Genomic DNA, 16889 nt, shown 5'->3' on the forward strand with positions numbered 1-16889 from the left:
TGGTGCTCGGTGCGTGGTGCTCAGTGCTCGCGGACCGGGGATCAGGCCTTCTCGTCGACGAACGCGACCATGATCGACATGGCGTGGTCGTCGGCCATGTGGGTGTGGTAGATGCTGTCGAGGTGCAGCGTCTCGCCCTTTTCGACCCGACCCAGGTTCTCCCCCAGGCACTTGCTCATCGTGTCGATGTGGCCGAGGTAGGAGGGGTCGTTGTCGTAGCCCGCGGTCGAGGTGCAGATCTGCTGGTTGGTGGTGGCGTTGCTCAGGGTGATGCTTTCACCGCCGTCGTGCTGGTGGCCGCCCGCGCCGACGAAGGTGCCCTTGATCGTCGACTTCCAGTCCCAGGTGGTGGTGGAGGGACCCTCGGGGACCGCGTGCTCGGACAGGCCGCAGTTGTCCGCGTCCAGCCAGACCGGGGTGGCCTCCTTCATGCCCGGGGTGTTGTCCGGGACGGTCTCGAGGTCGACCGTGATGATGACGTCCTTCTGCTGGTGCGACATGCTCATCAGCTCGATCATCATGTAGGTCAGCGGCAGGAAGCCGAGCTTCACGCCGTAGCCCTCGGGCAGGGTGCCGCCGGTGCGCTCGTTGCCGGAGGCGAAGATGCGCCGACCGGCCATGCCCGGCCAGCCGCCGGGGCAGGTGACGTCCGACCGGGAGCGGTCGAAGAACACCGTGTGGTGCAGCATGACGTCGGAGTCGTAGTTGGCGTTGCTGCCGTCCGGGAACTTCATGTCCGGCTTGATGCCCCGGATGTAGCAGTTGTTGCACGGCGGCAGCATGATCGCCAGGCTGCGGGTCATCGCCCCGTGGTGGCCCATCGGGTCGTCCGGGCCGTGCATGGTGCCCACGTCACCGGCGGTGCCGGGGTGCTCGTGGTCGTCGCCGTCCTCGGGCATCGGTGCCAGGCTGATCGGACCGATCTTGACGGTGGTGGTCTTCGTGCCGTCCGCCGCGGTCTTCACGCCCAGGACCTTCGTGGGCGAGTTGACCTCCTTGGCCAGCGGCTGGCCGTTGGAGCCCAGCGCGGTGAACGCCTTGGGCGCGGCGGCGGGGGCGGCCTGGCCCGCGCCTGCGCTGCCCGAGGCGACGATGAGTGACGCGCCGACCGCGACGGCGGCCAGCACCGCCAGCGCGCCCTTCCGTCGCCCGAATTTTCTCTGGCGCACCAGAGTCTCCTTTCCCCGGAATAACCCTTACTTTTTCGAAAATTACAGAGTAATCCCCGTGTCACACAAGGAGGGCGGTGGAAACTCGTCAAAGATCTGGTCAGGCTGATAAAACGGCCGTGCGAGGTTGTTGTGGGGTACGAACGAGTACCGCGAGTACCGGCATGTACCAATGTGCGTCCGAAAACTATTTCACGCACTTGCGGATGTATTTGCCCGAGCCGTTCCATAACGCTGCGAGCACGGACACGTTCGGCTCAGCGGCCGCCGGGCGGGTGGCCCAGCGGTTGCTACACCGATTCAGTCCCTGGCAGGGTGACCGGGAGGGGCGGTGACGCCGATCACTGCCACGACGGCGGAAGGATGGGCTGCCCATGCGAGTCGGCGTACTCACCGGCGGTGGCGACTGCCCCGGGCTCAACGCGGTGATCCGGGCCGTGGTCCGCAAGGGTGTGGAGACCCTGGGCTGGGAGGTGGTGGGCTTCCGCGACGGGTGGCAGGGTCCGCTGGAGGGCCGGTCCCGCCCGATCACCCTCGACGACGTCGAGGACATCCTGACCAGGGGCGGCACCATCCTCGGCTCCTCGCGTACCAACCCCTACCAGGTCGAGGGCGGGGTCGACCGGATTCGCGCCGTGCTCGCCGAGCAGGGGGTGGACGCGCTCATCGCCATCGGCGGCGAGGACACCCTCGGGGTGGCCAAGCGGCTCACCGACGACGGCATCGGCGTGGTCGGCGTGCCCAAGACCATCGACAACGACCTCAACGCCACCGACTACACCTTCGGCTTCGACACCGCCGTGCACATCGCCACCGAGGCCATCGACCGGCTGCGCACCACCGCCGAGTCGCACCACCGGGCGCTGGTGGTGGAGGTGATGGGCAGGCACGCGGGCTGGATCGCGCTGCACTCCGGGCTGGCGGGCGGCGCGAACGTCATCCTGGTCCCGGAGCGGCACTTCAGCGTGGACAAGGTGATCGAGTGGGTGCGGCGCCGGTTCGAGCGCGAGTACGCCCCGATCATCGTGGTGGCCGAGGGCGCGTTGCCCGAGGGCGGCGACGAGGTGCTGCTGACCGGGGAGAAGGACGCCTTCGGGCACGTCCGGCTCGGCGGGATCGGCACCTGGCTGGCCGAGGAGATCGCCGAGCGGACCGGCGAGGAGTCGCGCGCGGTGGTCCTCGGGCACACCCAGCGCGGCGGCGTGCCCACCGCCTACGACCGGGTGCTGGCCACCCGGTTCGGCCTGCACGCGGTCGACGCGGTGGCCGACCGCGACTTCGGGGTGATGGTGGCGCTGCGCGGCACCGACATCGTCCGGGTCAAGCTGGCCGAGGCCACCGCCGAGCTGAAGACGGTCCCGGTGGAGCGCTACGCCGAGGCGGAGGTGTTCTTCGGCTGAGCCCGGTGGGCCGCCCGGGTGCCGGGCCGCCGAATTGTTCAGCGTGCTGAGTTTCGAGGTGCGGGTCGGCCCCCGGTGCTGTGCACTGGGGGCATGACCACGTTCTCCTCCGGTTCCCCGCGCACCACCACCGGCCGCGACTGGCTGGTGCTCCTCGGGTTCCTCGTGCTCTGCTACGCCGTCGCGGGCCTGGGCTCGCTGGCGACCCTGGGCAACGTCGACGGCTGGTACGCCACCGCCGAGAAGCCGCCGTTCAACCCGCCCAACTGGCTGTTCGGTCCGGTGTGGACGGTGCTGTACGGCATGATCGCCGCCTCCGGCTGGCTGCTCTGGCTGCGCCGCGCCAAGCCCGCCCTGCTCGCCTGGTCGGTGCAGCTCGTGCTCAACCTGCTCTGGACACCCGCGTTCTTCGGGCTGGAACTGCTCTGGCCCGCGTTCGCGATCATCCTCGCGCTCGACGCCGCCGTCGTCTGGACGATCGTCCGGGCCAGGGCCGTGCGCCCGGTCGCGGCGTGGCTGCTGGTCCCCTACCTCGGCTGGATTCTGTTCGCCTCGCTGCTCAACGCCTCGCTGGCCGTCCTGAACTAGGCAGCCACCAGCCACCCAAGAACCGCAGCCCCGGCCGGGCACCCACAACGAAATGACCGGGGCCTCGAGCAGGACACCCAATAGCGCGCGCGCCGAGCGGAGCGGTGTGGTGGACTGCCCCGGTCAGCATCGGTGGACGGACGGGGGAGGCCCGGTGGACGTCGCGGAACGGATGCGCAAGCGCTTCGGCGAGGGAGTCCTGTCCTGGACGGCCGCGCTGCCCGCGCGGCTGGCCCGGCTCGCCGCGGCCTGGGACCTCACCCTCGGCGACGTCTTCCCCGACGGCGCGTCCGCGGTCACCCTGCGCGTCACCCGGGCCGGTGAACCCGCGGTGCTGAAGGTGTCGCCGGACCTGGTCTTCGCCGCCGAGCAGGTCGAGGTGCTGCGGGCGTTCGCCCCCAGCGGCCGGGTGCCCGCGGTGCTGGCCGCCGACCCGGACGAGGGCGCGGTGCTGCTGGAGCACGTCCGCGGCACCAACACCTGGCCGGAGCCCGCCGCGTTCGGCGCCCTGCTGCGCGACCTGCACGCCGCCGTCGCCGACCCGGCCGCGATCGCCCGCCGCGACCTGGGCGGGTGGACCGGCGAGTTCCTGCCCCGGTTCACCCCCACCGGCCCGGTCACCGCCGCGCACCTGGTCACCGCGCGGGACCGCTGCGCCGAGCTGGTCACCACCCAGGGCGCGCCCGTCCTGCTGCACGGCGACCTGCACGTGGACAACCTGCTCGACGCCGGTCCGCGCGGCCCGGTCGTGCTCGACCCCAAGGCCTGCCTCGGCGAACCCGAGTTCGACGCGGTCGACTTCGTGCTGGCAGGCCCGGACCACCCGGCCAGGGTGGCCGCCCTCGCCGCGGTGAGCAGCCTCGACGCCGGGCGCCTCGACGCCTGGGCGCGGGCGCTGGCCCCGGTCGTCGCGGTCGGGCAACTGCGCCGCGGGCTGCCGGTCGGCGCTCTGCTGGAGTACGCCACAGGGGCATAGCGGCGCGGGCCCCGGCGCGCTTGACTGGGGCACGATGAACCCCGAGACCCTGGGCCGCCTCGGCGCCTGGACGCACCTGCTGGCCGCCGTCGCCCTCCTCGTGCTGTGGGAGGGCGGCAGGCGGTGGCTCCCCGCCCTGCTCGGCGCGCTCGGCCGCCGGGTCGGCGCGGCGCTGGCGGGCACCCGCCCGGTGTGGACCCGGTCGCTGCGGTCCTACCGCGACCGGGTCGCCGAGCGCCACGCCCGCCTGCCCGGCCTGGGCCGCCGCCCGGGCCCCGACACCGCCACGATCCGCGTCCCGCTGCACCGCGAACCCGCCGACCCGACCGAGGCCGCGCACCCGGTGCGGCTCGGTGACCTCGACCGGGCGGTGGTCCTGGGCGGGCCCGGCACCGGGAAGTCCGCGCTGCTGCGCCAGTGCCTGCTGACCTGGGCGCTCGACCCGCGGTGGCGGCGCGAGCGGGTGCCGGTCCTGGTGGAGCTGCACCGGGTCGCCGGGGACGCGCGCCCGCTGGAGGAGCACCTGGTCGACCGGTTCGGCGAGGACGGGTTCCCGGGGGCGGGCGGGTTCGTCCGGCGCGCCCTGGCCACCGGCGGCCTGACCGCCCTGTTCGACGGCCTCGACGAGGTCGCCTCGACCGAGCGCGGGCGCGTCTGCCTGGCGCTGCGGTCGTTCGCCGTGCGCCACCCGAGCTGCCGGGTCGTGGTCACCTGCCGCACCGCGGTCCACGACAGCGCGCTGGCCCCGGAGTTCGACACGACCCTCCACATCGGCGAACTGGACGACCGCCGCGTCCGGCACCACCTGGCCGAGGACGACCCGGCCGCCGCCGGACGGCTGCTGGCCGCGCTGCGCGAGCAGCCGGGCGCCCTGCGGCTGGCCAGGAACCCGCTGCTGCTCGGCATGATCGCGTACCTGCACGCGGCGAAGGGCGACGTGGAGACCGCCCCGCCGCGCTCGCGCGTGGAGTGCCACGAGCGCGCCGTCACCGCCCTGCTCGACGACGGGGGCGACCGGTCCGCCGCGACGGCGAAGCGCACTGTCCTCACCGGACTCGCGCTGGAGGTCATGCGCGCCGGGGGCCGGTCCGAGCGGCGCACCGTCGACCACGCCGCGGCGCTCGGCGCGGTGACCGCGCTCGGGCTGCCCGCGGCGGTGCTCGACGAGCTCGCCGACCGCGACGGGCTGCTGCCGCGGGTGCCGGGCGGGTTCGCCTTCCCGCACGTCGGCGTGCAGGAGTACCTGGTGGCGGTGTCCGCCCGCACCGACCCGGACGGCCTGCTGGCGCACTACCGCGCCGACCCGGACACCTGGCGGGAGGTGGTGCGGCTGTGGTGCGGCCTCGTCCCCACCCAGACCGGGCCGGTGGTGGCGGCGGTGTCCGAGGTGGACCCGCTGCTGGCCTTCGAGTGCCTGGCCGAGGTCAGGGTCCTCGACACCGCCGTGGCCGACCGGGTCACCGACCATGCCCGCGCCGTGCTCGGCGACGACCCCGGGACCGTGCGCGCGTTCGGGCTGGTCGCCGCCGACCCCCGGCCGCGCGGGCAGGTGGTGCTGGCGTTCCTCATCTCCGCCGTGCAGGCCGGGGTGCCCGCCGCGCACCGCGCCCTCGCCGCCACCGGCCTGCCGCGGGCCGCGGCGGTGCTGGCCAACCACCTCGACGCCGCACCGGCGGCGGCGGCGCTGGCGAGCATGGGCGAGGTGGCCGTGCCCGCCCTCGCGGCCCGGCTCGACCGCCCCGACCCGACCCCGGTCGTCGACGCCCTCGCCGCCACCGGCGCCCCGGCCGCGGCGGTCGCCCTGGTGCCGCTGCTGGACTCCGAGGGGCCGGTCCGGTTCCTGGCCGCGTGGCGGCTGGCCGGTCTGCTGGCCGACCCCGAGGTCGAGGCGGCGCTCACCGGGTCGGCGCCCGCGCGACCGTACGGCTGGGTCTGGGAGCCGTTCGGCGGGTCCGCCGTCGCCGCGCGGGTGGTGGAGCTGTGCGCGGAAGCCGACGACGTACCCGACGGGCGGGTCGACAACCGGATCGGTGTGGCCCTGCTGGTCTTCCCGTTCGGCGAGGAGGTCCGCGCGGCCGTGGCGCGCGCACCGGGCGCCGCGGCCTTCGACGCCGCCGTGCAGCGCGGTGCGAGCGGGCTGGGGCCGGTGCCGACGCGGGTCCACCTCGGGCTGGACCGGGCCGTGCGGCTCGACCTGGTGCGCAGGCTGCGCGCGGCGCCCCGGCCCGTCACCGAGTCGGACTGGCCCGCCGTGGCCGAGCCGCCCGGGCGGGACGACCGGCCGCGGCGCCGGTTCCGCGGCAGCGCCGCGCACCGGGTGCTGCTGGCGGTCATGGCGGTGCTGACCCTCGGGCAGGCCGCGGGCGGGGTGGCGCTGCTCGGCGGCCGCACCACCCCGGCCGGGTACGCGCTGCTCGGGGCGGTGGTGGCCGCCTCGCTCGTCGAGGTGGCGGCGGTGTGGACGTGGGAGCGCGGCGCGGTCGCGTACCTGGCCGCCTTCACGGGTGCGCTGGTGCTGGGGGCGGCCGCCGCCGGGCCGTGGTTCGCGCTCGGTGCCTGCGCCCTGGTCCCGGTGGTCGCCGCCGTGCTCGCGGTCCTGCGTCGGCGCCGGGCGCCGGGCAACCCGCTGCGGGGGCTGCTGCCCGGCTGATCAGGTGAGCGCGCCGACGTCGAGGTAGGCGGCGAAGGTGCCCAGCCAGTGCTCGGCGGCGTAGCCGTGGCCGAAGACGTACTGCCACCCCACGTCCCGGTGCGCCTTCTCCGCCGCCCGCGCCAGCTCGGTGTAGCGGTGTCCGGGTGGCAGCGCCGAGGCGATGCCGCCCCAGCACCAGGCCCGCGACAGCGCCAGGCCCGCCAGGTGCGAGCCGTGCGGGTCGGCCGGTTCGTCCACCTCCACCGGGTTGCGCAGCACGTCCCAGCGGGCCTGGGTGAGGTCGGTGAAGAAGTCGTCCAGCCAGGTGGCGAACTCCGGGCCGGGCAGCACCCGGCGCATCAGGTCGGCCTCGACCAGGGACGGGGACAGGAAGTCGGCGGCGTCGGGCTCGAAGCCGCCGTAGTCGCTGTCGAGCAGGTGGAAGCGGTGCGCGGCGGTGGTGCAGGCCGAGGCGAGCGCGGTGTCGCCGACCGCGCGGGCGGCGTCGAGGGTCAGGCCCATGGCGAAGGCGGTGTTGGTGTGCGTGCCCACCCGCACCGGGCGCCGGGCCGTCGCCAGCCACCGCGACCACCGGTCGCGCACCACCGACACCAGCGGCCGCAGCAGCCGCGCCCACCGGGCGCCGTCGGGCCAGGTGCGCAGCTCGGAGTCGAGCACCAGCAGCCAGGCCCAGCCGTACGGCCGCTCCCAGGAGGCGCCCTCGGGGGAGGTGAAGAACTCGGCCTCGGTGCGCACCCCGTCGGCGGTGATCAGCTCGTCGAGGGTGGCGCGGGCGGCTGCCGCGCCGGGTAAGTCGGGGAACAGGCGCAGCAGGCGGACGGTCAGCCAGGTCTGGTGCACGCAGGAGTGCCAGTCGAACGACCCCGCGAAGACGGGGTGGCGGGCGCGCTGCGGCACCAGGTCGGCCGGGGAGTGCACCAGGTGAATCCAGTGCACCGGGTAATCGCGCCTCAGGTTGGCCACCGCGGTGGCCAGCAATCGGTCGGCGGTCGGGGCGTCCAGTTCGGTCATCGGCGCATCCTGCCCTATGCAATGTGCATGTGGTTGTCGGGTGTTCCCGGTCGAACGCCCGGCTCGCGGTGTGCAACAGCTCACAGTGTGGAACAGGTGTCCCGGTTTCGGACCGGTTACGCGCACCTCTTAGTCTTGGAGGGTGAACTGGACCGTGGATGTGCCGGTGGAAACGCTGCCCGAGCTGCCACCGCTGCCTCCTGAGCTGCGTACCCGACTCGACGACGCCCTCTCCCGCCCGGCGGCCCAGCAGCCGGAGTGGCCCGACGCCGAACACGTGCGCAAGGTGCGCACCCTGCTCGAGAGCGTCCCCCCGATCACCGTCCCCGCCGAGATCGACAAGCTCCAGGGCCGGTTGGCCGAGGTCGCCAGGGGCGAGGCCTTCCTGCTGCAGGGCGGCGACTGCGCCGAGACCTTCGTCGACAACACCGAGCCGCACATCCGCGGCAACATCCGCACCCTGCTGCAGATGGCCGTCGTGCTCACCTACGGCGCGAGCCTGCCGGTGGTCAAGGTCGGCCGGATCGCGGGCCAGTACGCCAAGCCGCGCTCGGCCAAGACCGACGCGCTCGGCCTCCCGGTCTACCGCGGCGACATCGTCAACTCGCTCATCGCCACCCCCGAGGCCCGCGTGCCGGACCCGGGCCGGATGCTGCGCGCCTACGCGAACGCGGGCGCGGCGATGAACCTGCTCCGCGCCCTCACCGGCGCGGGCATGGCCGACCTGACCAAGGTGCACGACTGGAACCGCGACTTCGTCAAGAACTCGCCCGCCGGTGAGCGCTACGAGGCCCTGGCCACCGAGATCGACCGCGGCCTGCGGTTCATGCAGGCCTGCGGCGTCGAGGACAGCTCCCTGCACACGGTGGAGTTCTTCGCCAGCCACGAGGCGCTGCTGCTCGATTACGAGCGCGCCCTGCTGCGCCTGGACACCAACGGCCCCGAACCGCGGCTGTACAACCTGTCCTCGCACTTCCTGTGGATCGGCGAGCGCACCCGCCAGCTCGACGGCGCGCACATCGCCTTCGCCGAGCTGCTGTCCAACCCGATCGGCCTCAAGATCGGCCCGACGACCACCCCCGAGATGGCCGTCGAGTACGTCGAGCGGCTCGACCCGCGCAACGAGCACGGCCGCCTCACGCTGATTTCCCGGATGGGCAACGGCAAGGTCCGCGACGTCCTCCCGGCCATCGTGGAGAAGGTCGAGGCCTCCGGGCACAAGGTCATCTGGCAGTGCGACCCGATGCACGGCAACACCCACGAGTCCTCCACCGGCTACAAGACCCGCCACTTCGACCGCATCGTCGACGAGGTCCAGGGCTTCTTCGAGGTCCACCGCCGCCTGGGCACCCACCCCGGCGGCATCCACGTCGAACTGACCGGCGAAGACGTCACCGAGTGCCTCGGCGGCGCCCAGGAAATCTCCGACGCCGACCTCTCCGGCCGCTACGAGACCGCCTGCGACCCCCGGCTCAACACCCAGCAGTCGCTGGAACTGGCCTTCCTGGTCGCGGAGATGCTCCGCTCGTAGGACCCGCACGACGACAACGGCAGCGGCGCCCTCCCGGACCCGGGAGGGCGCCGCTGCCGTTGTCACTCTGCCCAGGCCCCGTCCGCAAGCCGATCACCCCCCCATCGAACCGCCTGCCCGGCGAGCAACTGCCCGGCGGGTGGATGTCCTGAACGCAGGCCGACCACCCCAAGAACCCCGGCCCGGCGAGCAACTGCCCGGTGGGCGGATGCGCTCGGCCAGCCGACCGCCCCGGGAACCGCCGGCCTGGCGAGCGGACTGCCCGGGTGGGTGGATGTGTTTGGCCGGGGGTGGCGATCATGTGACAGCCTGCCTGGGCGGTGGGGCATCTTTTCAGCCCCACCTGACGCACTGGAGCACATGATCGCCATAGGGGCCTCGGCCAAACACATCCACCCAGCCGGGCACACCCACAAACGACCGGCGCTTGAACCCAGAGCACGGCTGAGCACCGTCGCGCCATGCCGGGCACCGCCGCGATCCGTCAGCCGAAGGCGAAGACCGTGATGGTCGTGCCCGCCTGGACCTTCGCGCCCGCGTTCGGCTCCTGGGTGAAGATCCGCCCGCCACCGCCCGCCGGGAAGCGCAGCGCCAGGGTCAACCCCAGCGGCCGCAGGAGCGCGGTGGCCTCGTCGACCGTCTTCTGGTTCAGGTCCGGGACGGTGACCGCGTTCGACACCACCACCGACACCCGCTTGTTCCCGTCCGCCTCGACCTGCGTGCCGGGGCCCGGGTCGGTGCGGATCACCCGGCCGCTGTCCACGTCGCCGTTGAACTCGGCGGGGCCGTCGAAGGGTTGGAAGCCCGCCGAGGTCAGCGCCTGGAAGGCCTCGTCGCGGGTCTTGCCGCGCACGTCCGGGACCTGCTTGGGCTGCGGACCCCGGCTCAGCACCAGCACCACCCGCTGGCCGAGGTCCACCTCGGTGCCCGAGGCGGGTTCCAGGCGCACCAGGGTGCCCTTGGGGGCCTTGTCGTCGTAGACGTTCTTGCCGTCGTCTCGCTGCGGTTGCAGCTCGGCGTCGCGCAGCGCCGCCTCGGCCGCCTCCGGGGTCGACCCGGCGGGCACGTCCGGCACCACCGGGCGGCCCGCCGACACCGTCAGCTCCACCTGGTCGCCGCGCAGCGCCTGCGCCCCCGCCCCCGGGTCCGTGCTGATCACCTGGCCCGCGGCCACCCGGTTGTCCCGGACGGTGACGATCTTCGGGGTCAGCCCGGCGTCGCGCACCGCCTGCTCCGCCGCCGCGGTCTGCTGCCCCACCAGCGACGGCACCTCGGAGTAGCGGCCGTCGGAGAACCACCAGATCCCGGTCGCCACCAGCGCCAGCACGACCACGCCGACGATCGACGGGACCAGCCACCTCGGCCGCTTGCGCACGGGCGCCCGGGGAACCGCCTGCGGTCCGGTCGGCGGGTGGCCGGTGGCGTACGGCAACGGCTGCGGCCCGCTCGGCGGGTACTCCACCGGCGGGTACTGCCGGGCGTGCTCGACGACCTTCTCCAGGTCCGAGCGCAGCATCGCCCGGGTCCCCTGCGGGCCCGCCGCGCTGAACCCGTTCGGCACGTGCCGCACCACGGTCGCCGACTGCCCCGGGGTCATCGCCTGCGCGCTCGCCACCGGTGACTCCACCGGCCGCACCCGCACCGTCGCCTCCGGGTCCAGGTCCTGGACCGGGGTCCCCCCGGGCGCGCTCGCCACCCCGTGCCCGGGCGTGTTCACCGCGCCGCCGGGTGCCTGTGCCGCCATGCCCCCGGGCACGGGCGCCACCGGGCTCCCGGGCACGGGCGCCACCGGGCTCCCGGGTGCGTGCGCCGCTGTGCTCCCGGGTGCGTGCGCCACCACGGCCGTCTCCAGCACGTCCTGCCCGTCGTGCACCTCGGGGGGCGCCCCGCGCGGCGGCACCGGCAGCACCCCGGAGGTGGTGCCCACGTCCGGCACCGCGATCGTCTCGTCCGGCATCGGCGTCGGGACCGGCACCCGCATCCTGGGCAGGTTCAGCGCCGTGCGCACGTGCTGCAACTCCATCAGGAACGCCGCGCCGTCCGCCGGTCGCGCCCCCGCCTCGCGCCGGGTGCAGCGCACCACCAGGTCGTCGAGCATCGGCGGGATGCCCGCCACGGTCGCGCTCGGCGGCGGCACGTCGTCGTTGACGTGCCGGTAGGCCACCGACAGCGCGTTGTCCCCCCGGTACGGGGCGTTGCCGGTCAGGGTCTCGTAGAGCACGATGCCCGCCGAGTACACGTCGCCGCGCGCGGTCGCCGCCCCGGTCGTGACCTGCTCGGGGGACAGGTAGGACACCGTGCCGAGGATGACGCTGCTCTTGGTGGTGCCCACGCTGGAGATCGCCCGGACCAGGCCGAAGTCGGCGACCTTGACCACCCCGCCGGTGCCGATCAGCACGTTCTCCGGCTTCACGTCCCGGTGGATCAGGCCCGCCCGGTGCGCCGCGCCCAGCGCGGACAGCACCGGCTCCATGATCGCCACGGCCAGCGGCGCGGGCAGCGCGCCGCGCTCGGCCAGCAGGTCGCGCAGGGTGGCGCCGGTGACCAGCTCCATCACCAGGTAGACGTTGTCGCCGTCGAGGCCCTGGTCGTGCACGGCCACCACGTTCGGGTGGTGGATCTTGGCGGCGGACCGGGCCTCGCGCTCGAACCGCTCGACGAACGCCGGGTCGGCGGCGAACCGCGGGTCCATCACCTTGATCGCCACCGGGCGGTCCAGCCGGGTGTCCAGGCCGCGGTAGACCGCGGACATGCCCCCGCGCGCGAGCAGCGCGTCCACGCGGTAGCGCTGCTCCAGCAGCGAACCGATCACTCCCGGCCCCTTGTCCTCCACGGGAACCGATCGTACGGACGGGCGCGGCGGCGCGTGCCCAGGCCCGCGAATCTGTGACCAACGGCGGGCCGCCGCGGCCGTGTGGCATCGTTGCGCCCGTGAGTTCGATTCCCGCGGCCTCCGCCGACGCGCTCGGCGCCGAGGTGGAGCTGCTGCCCCTGCCCGACGTCGCCGAAGCCCTCGACCTGCCGATCACCCGCGTCCACCAGGCCCTGCGCGACCGGCACCTGATCGCGGTGCGCCGCAGGGGCGTGCTGATGGTGCCCGCCGCCTTCCTCGACGAGACCGGCGTGGTCAAGCACCTGACCAGCACCATCACCGTGCTGCACGACTCCGGCTACGACTCCGACGAGTCGCTGCGCTGGCTGTTCACCGAGGACGAGTCGCTGCCCGGCAGCCCGATCCAGGCGCTGCGGGACAACCGCGGCCGGGAGGTCAAGCGCCGGGCCCAGGCCCTCGCCTTCTGATCCCGGCCCGCGCCGTCAGCCCGCGCAGCCGACCCACTGGCCCGCCGGGCACGCCTTGGCGGTGCTCCGGTAGCCGTCGACGAGCTGCTGGACCAGGCCCTGCGCCGCCGCCGCGTCGTCGGTCGCGGTGACCAGCCGCGACAGGCACACCTTGCCCGTGGTGCCCAGGCACACCAGGAGCTGCTGCTCGGCGTGCTCGGCCCAGAACTTCGTGGCGACCGCCCCGTACTTCCAGACGACCTCCCGGCCGCCCTCGGCGTAGCCGATCGAGTAGACGAAGTTGCTGCCCTCGGTCTTGCGCACCCGCGGGTCGGCGGGCGCGGCCGCGGCCCGCGCGCCGACCTTGCTCAGGTCCGGCGGGTCGGCCAGCACCAGGGTGGACCACTGCACGCTGTACGGGTGGTTGCCCGGCACCGAGTTCGCCCGCTGGAAGAAGCCCACCCACTCCGGGGTGGCCAGCGTGCAGGTCGCCCCGCCGCCCTGGCCGGGGGCCACCGGGCCGGTCACCGCGTCGCACGCGCCCAGCGCCGCGCCGTCGCCCTGCCAGGTGCCGCGCACCGACACCTTCACCGCGAGCTTGCTGTTGTTGGTGAACCGCACGACGATCGAGCAGCTCTGCGCCCCGCACCCCTCGAAGCTGTGCGAACTCTCCTGGACCGTGGTCAGCACGTCCACCGGGGCGGTGACCTGTTGGGCCGCCGCGGCGAAGTCCTGGTAGAACTTCGCCACCCCCGCCGACCCGTCGGTCACCGTGGCGACCAGGTCGCGCACGCTGGTGGAGTCGGAGTCACCGGCCTTGTCCAGTTCGACCTTGACCACCCCGTACGGCGCCTTCGCGGTGGTGCTCACCGCGCCCCGGCCGGTCTTCGACCGCACCACCTCGACGTCGCCGACCTTGGTCCGGGCGCCGTCGGTCAGCGGCCGGTCGCCCGCGGTCTCCACGCCCTCGGCGAGGTTCTGCCCGAGGGTCTGCGGGGTGAACACGTCGGCCAGTTCCACGCCGATCAGCCCGGCCGGGACCTTCACCCACCGGTCGGCCACCGCCGCGCCCTTGCTCGGCCCGTCGGCGATCCCGGGCAGCGTGGCCCAGAAGTCGGCCGCGGCCCTGAGGAAGGTGGACCGGTCGACCACCAGCACGGTCGCCGACTTCCCGTCGAGGCCGAGCGTGCCGGTCATCTCGCCGCTGCCCGCGGCGGTGATGTCGAAGGTGGCCTTGTGGTTGCCCGCGGCCTGCATGGTGCCCTGGTAGCGCAGCACCGCCGCCTCACCGAGGTCGGTCAGCGACTGGCGCACCGACTCGGTGGCCGTCGGCGGCTCGATGGTCGCGGCCACCGGCGTCCCGCTCACCCCGGGAGAGCACGCCGAGGCGACGACCGCCGCCGAGACCGCCCAGACCGCGACTGCACGCCTCGACAACCGGTCACCCCCTGCTGCTGCCCGTCCCTTGCGGGGATTATCCACCGAAGGCCGCCGCGGGCCTCACAATCCGCTCACGGATTCACCTCGACCGCCCGCGCGCCCGACGACCGGGAGCCTACCCACCACCCGCTGCGCGGCCAGTCGTCCGGAGATCAACACCGGCGGGATGCCCACCCCCGGGGTGGTGCCGCTGCCCGCCAGCACCACGTTCTCCACCCCCGGCACCAGGTTGCGCGGCCGGAACGGACCGGTCTGGGTGAACGTGTGCGCCAGCGAGAACGGCGTGCCCTCGGCCAGCCCGGCCGCCGCCCAGTCCGCGGGCGTCACCAGCCGCTGCACCTCCACCGCGTCGCCGAACCCGGTCAGGCCGCGCGCTTGGAGCGTGGCCACCAGCTCGTCGCGGTAGATCGGGCCGATCCGGTCCCAGTCGACCGGGCCCACCCGCAGGTTCGGGCACGGCGCCAGCACCGACACCTGCTGCCTGCCCTCGGGCGCCATCGCCGGGTCGGTCGCGGTCGGGCGGGTCACCAGCAGCGACGGGTCGCCCATCAGCTCCCCGCGCCGGGTGATCTCCTCGAACGTCCGCTCCCAGGCGCCGCCGAAGAGGATCGTGTGGTGGTCGAGCATGTCCCACGACCGGGTCACCCCGGTGTGCAGGACCACCGCCGACGGCGAGTGCCGCAGCGGCAGCGGCCTGCGTGGCGCCACCCCGAGCAGCCGGTAGGCCACCGGCAGGTCGGTGGTGACCACCACCGCGTCGCACGGCACGCGCTCACCGGCGGTCGTGCGGACCGCGCCCACCCGGCCGCCGACGCGCTCCAGCCAGGCCGCGCCGGTGCCGTAGCGGAACGCCACCCCGGCCCGGCCCGCGGCGGCGGCCATCGCCTCGGCCACCGCGCCGACCCCGCCGCGCGGGAAGTACACGCCCGCCACGGTGTCCATGTAGGCGATCACCGCGTACGCCGCCAGCGCCCGGCTGGGCGGCACCCCGGCGTAGAGGGACTGGAACGTGAACAGCCTGCGCAGCCGCTCGTCGGACAGGAAGCGCCCCACCGCCGGACCCAGCCGCCCGAAGCCGCCCAGCGCGGCCAACCGCACCAGGTCCAGGCCGACCAGGTCGAACGGGGAGTCGAAGTTGGCGCCGATGAACCGGTCGCGCTGCACCTGGTGCATCCGGGTCAGCCACGCCCGCAGCCGCCGGTAGCCGTCGGCCTCGGCGGGCCCGGCGACCCGGCGGACCTCCTCCTCCATCGCGGCGCCGTCGGTGTGCACCGCGATCGTGCTGCCGTCGGCGAAGTGCGCCCGGTAGGCCGGGTCCAGCTCCACCAGGTCCACCTCGGCGGCCAGCGAGGTGCCCACCGCGGCCAGCGCCTCGTCCACCAGCTCCGGCATGGTCAGCACGGTGGCCCCGGTGTCGACGGTGTACCCGCCCAGCCGGTCGCGGCGGGCCCGCCCGCCGGGGCCGTCCGCCGCCTCCAGCACCGTGACCGAGCGCCCGGCTGAGGCCAGGTGCAGCGCGGCCGACAGGCCGGACAGGCCCGCCCCGACCACCACCACGTGGTCGGTCCGCCCCGGGATCGTTCGCCGCCCGCGCATGGCTAGCTGGTCCTCCTGGTCGCCGTCACGGCCAACTCCCGCAGCACCCGGCCCGCCGGGTCGGCCAACTCCACGGCCTCCAACGCGGTCAGCGCGGTCTCGGTCAGCTCCGCCATCCTGGTCTCCACCTCGGTGACCGCGCCCACGTCCAGCAGCAGCCCGCGGACGCGTTCCACCCCGTCGGCGTCGAGCGCGTCGTCGCCCAGGGCGGCCCGCATGGCCTCGGCGTCGGCGTCGCGGCCCGCGGCCACCGCCCGGCGCAGGCCCGCGGACATCAGCAGCGTCCGCTTGCCCTCGCGCAGGTCGTCCCCGGCGGGCTTGCCGGTGACCTCGGTGTCGCCGAACATGCCCAGCAGGTCGTCGCGCAACTGGAAGGCCACGCCGATGTCGGTGCCGAAGGCGCGCAGCCCGGCCACCACGTGCTCCGGGGCGCCCGCCAGCGCGGCGCCGAGGTGCAGCGGGCGCTCCACGGTGTAGGCGGCGGTCTTCATCCGCGCCACGCTCAGCGCGGCCTCCCCGGACTCGTCACCGGTCGCCTGGGTCAGCACGTCGAGGTACTGCCCGGCCAGCATCTCCGCGCGCATCGCCTGCCACGGCGGCAGCGCCGCCACCTGCCGGTGCGCGGGCAGCCCGGCCCCGGTGAACATGTCGTCGGCCCAGGCCAGCGCCAGGTCGCCGAGCAGGATCGCCGCGGCCGCGCCGAACCGCTCCGGCGCACCGGCCCAGCCGCGCTCGCGGTGCCGGGCGGCGAACTCCACGTGCACCGTCGGCTTGCCGCGCCGCACCGCCGAGGCGTCCATCAGGTCGTCGTGGACCAGCGCGCACGCCTGGATCAGCTCCAGCGCGCTCACCGCCCGCAGCACCGCCTCGGCCTCCACCCCGGTGCCCGCGCCGCCCGCCCCGCGCCACCCCCACCAGGCGAAGGTCGGCCGCAGCCGCTTGCCGCCGCCGAGCACGAAGTCGGCCAGCGAGGCCACCGCCGACCCGAAGGACGGGGCCTGGTCTGCCATGCCCGCGTGCCGCACCGCCAGGTAGTCGGCCAGCGCGCGCTCCACGTGCGCGGCCACCGCCGCGTCGATGGGCTCGTCGATGGGCCGGTCGATGGGCTCGTGGATCACCGGGGTCCTGCCTGCCGCCTGCACGCCCCTATCGTGCGGTGCCCGGCCGCGTCCCGCCGGACCGGGGGGTCCCGATGTGACGTCCGCTTCGTGCGCGCGCGCCCCCGAGGAGGTCTGTCCGGAAGATC

Annotated in this window: 12 protein-coding genes; 6 read left to right on the forward strand and 6 right to left on the reverse strand. The window is 74.4% G+C overall.

Features of this window, described 5'->3' with window-relative positions; genetic code table 11:
- Nucleotides 1-41: 41 nt before the first annotated feature.
- Nucleotides 42-1169, reverse strand: coding sequence for a hypothetical protein (locus DFQ13_RS23215; protein ID WP_146241337.1), 1128 nt, complete (start codon nucleotides 1167-1169; stop codon nucleotides 42-44).
- A 374-nt stretch (nucleotides 1170-1543) separates the two neighbouring features.
- Between DFQ13_RS23215 and DFQ13_RS23220 the strand changes: the two genes are divergently transcribed.
- From DFQ13_RS23220 to DFQ13_RS23235, 4 genes are all read left to right on the forward strand, one after another.
- Complete coding sequence (locus DFQ13_RS23220; RefSeq protein WP_110081333.1) at nucleotides 1544-2569, forward strand: 6-phosphofructokinase; 1026 nt, start codon at nucleotides 1544-1546, stop codon at nucleotides 2567-2569.
- Between the two features lie 93 nt (nucleotides 2570-2662).
- Nucleotides 2663-3157, forward strand: coding sequence for a TspO/MBR family protein (locus DFQ13_RS23225; RefSeq protein WP_110081334.1), 495 nt, complete (start codon nucleotides 2663-2665; stop codon nucleotides 3155-3157).
- Between the two features lie 154 nt (nucleotides 3158-3311).
- Nucleotides 3312-4133, forward strand: coding sequence for a phosphotransferase (locus DFQ13_RS23230; protein ID WP_181400121.1), 822 nt, complete (start codon nucleotides 3312-3314; stop codon nucleotides 4131-4133).
- Between the two features lie 34 nt (nucleotides 4134-4167).
- Complete coding sequence (locus DFQ13_RS23235) at nucleotides 4168-6783, forward strand: NACHT domain-containing protein (protein WP_110081336.1); 2616 nt, start codon at nucleotides 4168-4170, stop codon at nucleotides 6781-6783.
- Here DFQ13_RS23235 and DFQ13_RS23240 read toward each other — a convergent pair whose 3' ends face one another.
- Nucleotides 6784-7797: a DUF2891 domain-containing protein gene (locus DFQ13_RS23240; protein WP_110081337.1), complete on the reverse strand. Its 1014-nt coding sequence runs from the start codon at nucleotides 7795-7797 to the stop codon at nucleotides 6784-6786.
- A gap of 142 nt (nucleotides 7798-7939) precedes the next feature.
- Here DFQ13_RS23240 and DFQ13_RS23245 point away from each other — a divergent pair, with 142 nt between their 5' ends.
- Nucleotides 7940-9328 (forward strand): class II 3-deoxy-7-phosphoheptulonate synthase, encoded by a 1389-nt coding sequence (locus DFQ13_RS23245; RefSeq protein WP_035278428.1) that lies wholly within the window; start codon nucleotides 7940-7942, stop codon nucleotides 9326-9328.
- 484 nt (nucleotides 9329-9812) lie between these two features.
- Here the strand turns inward: DFQ13_RS23245 and DFQ13_RS23250 are convergent, their stop codons facing one another.
- Complete coding sequence (locus DFQ13_RS23250) at nucleotides 9813-12080, reverse strand: Stk1 family PASTA domain-containing Ser/Thr kinase (RefSeq protein WP_407643197.1); 2268 nt, start codon at nucleotides 12078-12080, stop codon at nucleotides 9813-9815.
- 179 nt (nucleotides 12081-12259) lie between these two features.
- Between DFQ13_RS23250 and DFQ13_RS23255 the strand changes: the two genes are divergently transcribed.
- On the forward strand, nucleotides 12260-12628 hold the full coding sequence (locus DFQ13_RS23255) for an Rv2175c family DNA-binding protein (RefSeq protein ID WP_181400122.1): 369 nt from the start codon (nucleotides 12260-12262) through the stop codon (nucleotides 12626-12628).
- Nucleotides 12629-12643: 15 nt separating this feature from the next.
- On the opposite strand, the gene DFQ13_RS23260 is transcribed toward DFQ13_RS23255, so the two are convergent.
- The 3 genes from DFQ13_RS23260 to DFQ13_RS23270 all read right to left on the reverse strand — a co-directional run bounded on the left by DFQ13_RS23260 (nucleotide 12644) and on the right by DFQ13_RS23270 (nucleotide 16734).
- Nucleotides 12644-14044 carry a hypothetical protein gene (locus tag DFQ13_RS23260; protein ID WP_146241339.1) on the reverse strand — a complete coding sequence of 467 codons (1401 nt, stop codon included), beginning with the start codon at nucleotides 14042-14044 and terminating at the stop codon, nucleotides 12644-12646.
- 63 nt (nucleotides 14045-14107) lie between these two features.
- Nucleotides 14108-15643 (reverse strand): phytoene desaturase family protein, encoded by a 1536-nt coding sequence (gene crtI / locus DFQ13_RS23265; RefSeq protein WP_110081340.1) that lies wholly within the window; start codon nucleotides 15641-15643, stop codon nucleotides 14108-14110.
- A gap of 2 nt (nucleotides 15644-15645) precedes the next feature.
- A complete protein-coding gene (locus tag DFQ13_RS23270) occupies nucleotides 15646-16734 on the reverse strand; it encodes a polyprenyl synthetase family protein (RefSeq protein ID WP_052020910.1) in 1089 nt (362 codons plus the stop codon).
- Between the last annotated feature and the right edge of the window lie 155 nt (nucleotides 16735-16889).

It is taken from the genome of Actinokineospora spheciospongiae (assembly GCF_003182415.1).
GTDB classification, from domain to species: Bacteria; Actinomycetota; Actinomycetes; order Mycobacteriales; family Pseudonocardiaceae; genus Actinokineospora; species Actinokineospora spheciospongiae.

Bases quoted from the DNA above. Each gene is read 5' to 3' on its own strand.
- DFQ13_RS23220 (WP_110081333.1), top strand. From the start codon at position 1,544: ATGCGAGTCGGCGTACTCACCGGCGGTGGCGACTGCCCCGGGCTCAAC.
- DFQ13_RS23250 (WP_407643197.1), bottom strand. From the start codon at position 12,080: ATGTCCGCGGTCTACCGCGGCCTGGACACCCGGCTGGACCGCCCGGTG.
- crtI (WP_110081340.1), bottom strand. From the start codon at position 15,643: ATGCGCGGGCGGCGAACGATCCCGGGGCGGACCGACCACGTGGTGGTG.
- DFQ13_RS23240 (WP_110081337.1), bottom strand. From the start codon at position 7,797: ATGACCGAACTGGACGCCCCGACCGCCGACCGATTGCTGGCCACCGCG.
- DFQ13_RS23235 (WP_110081336.1), top strand. From the start codon at position 4,168: ATGAACCCCGAGACCCTGGGCCGCCTCGGCGCCTGGACGCACCTGCTG.
- DFQ13_RS23225 (WP_110081334.1), top strand. From the start codon at position 2,663: ATGACCACGTTCTCCTCCGGTTCCCCGCGCACCACCACCGGCCGCGAC.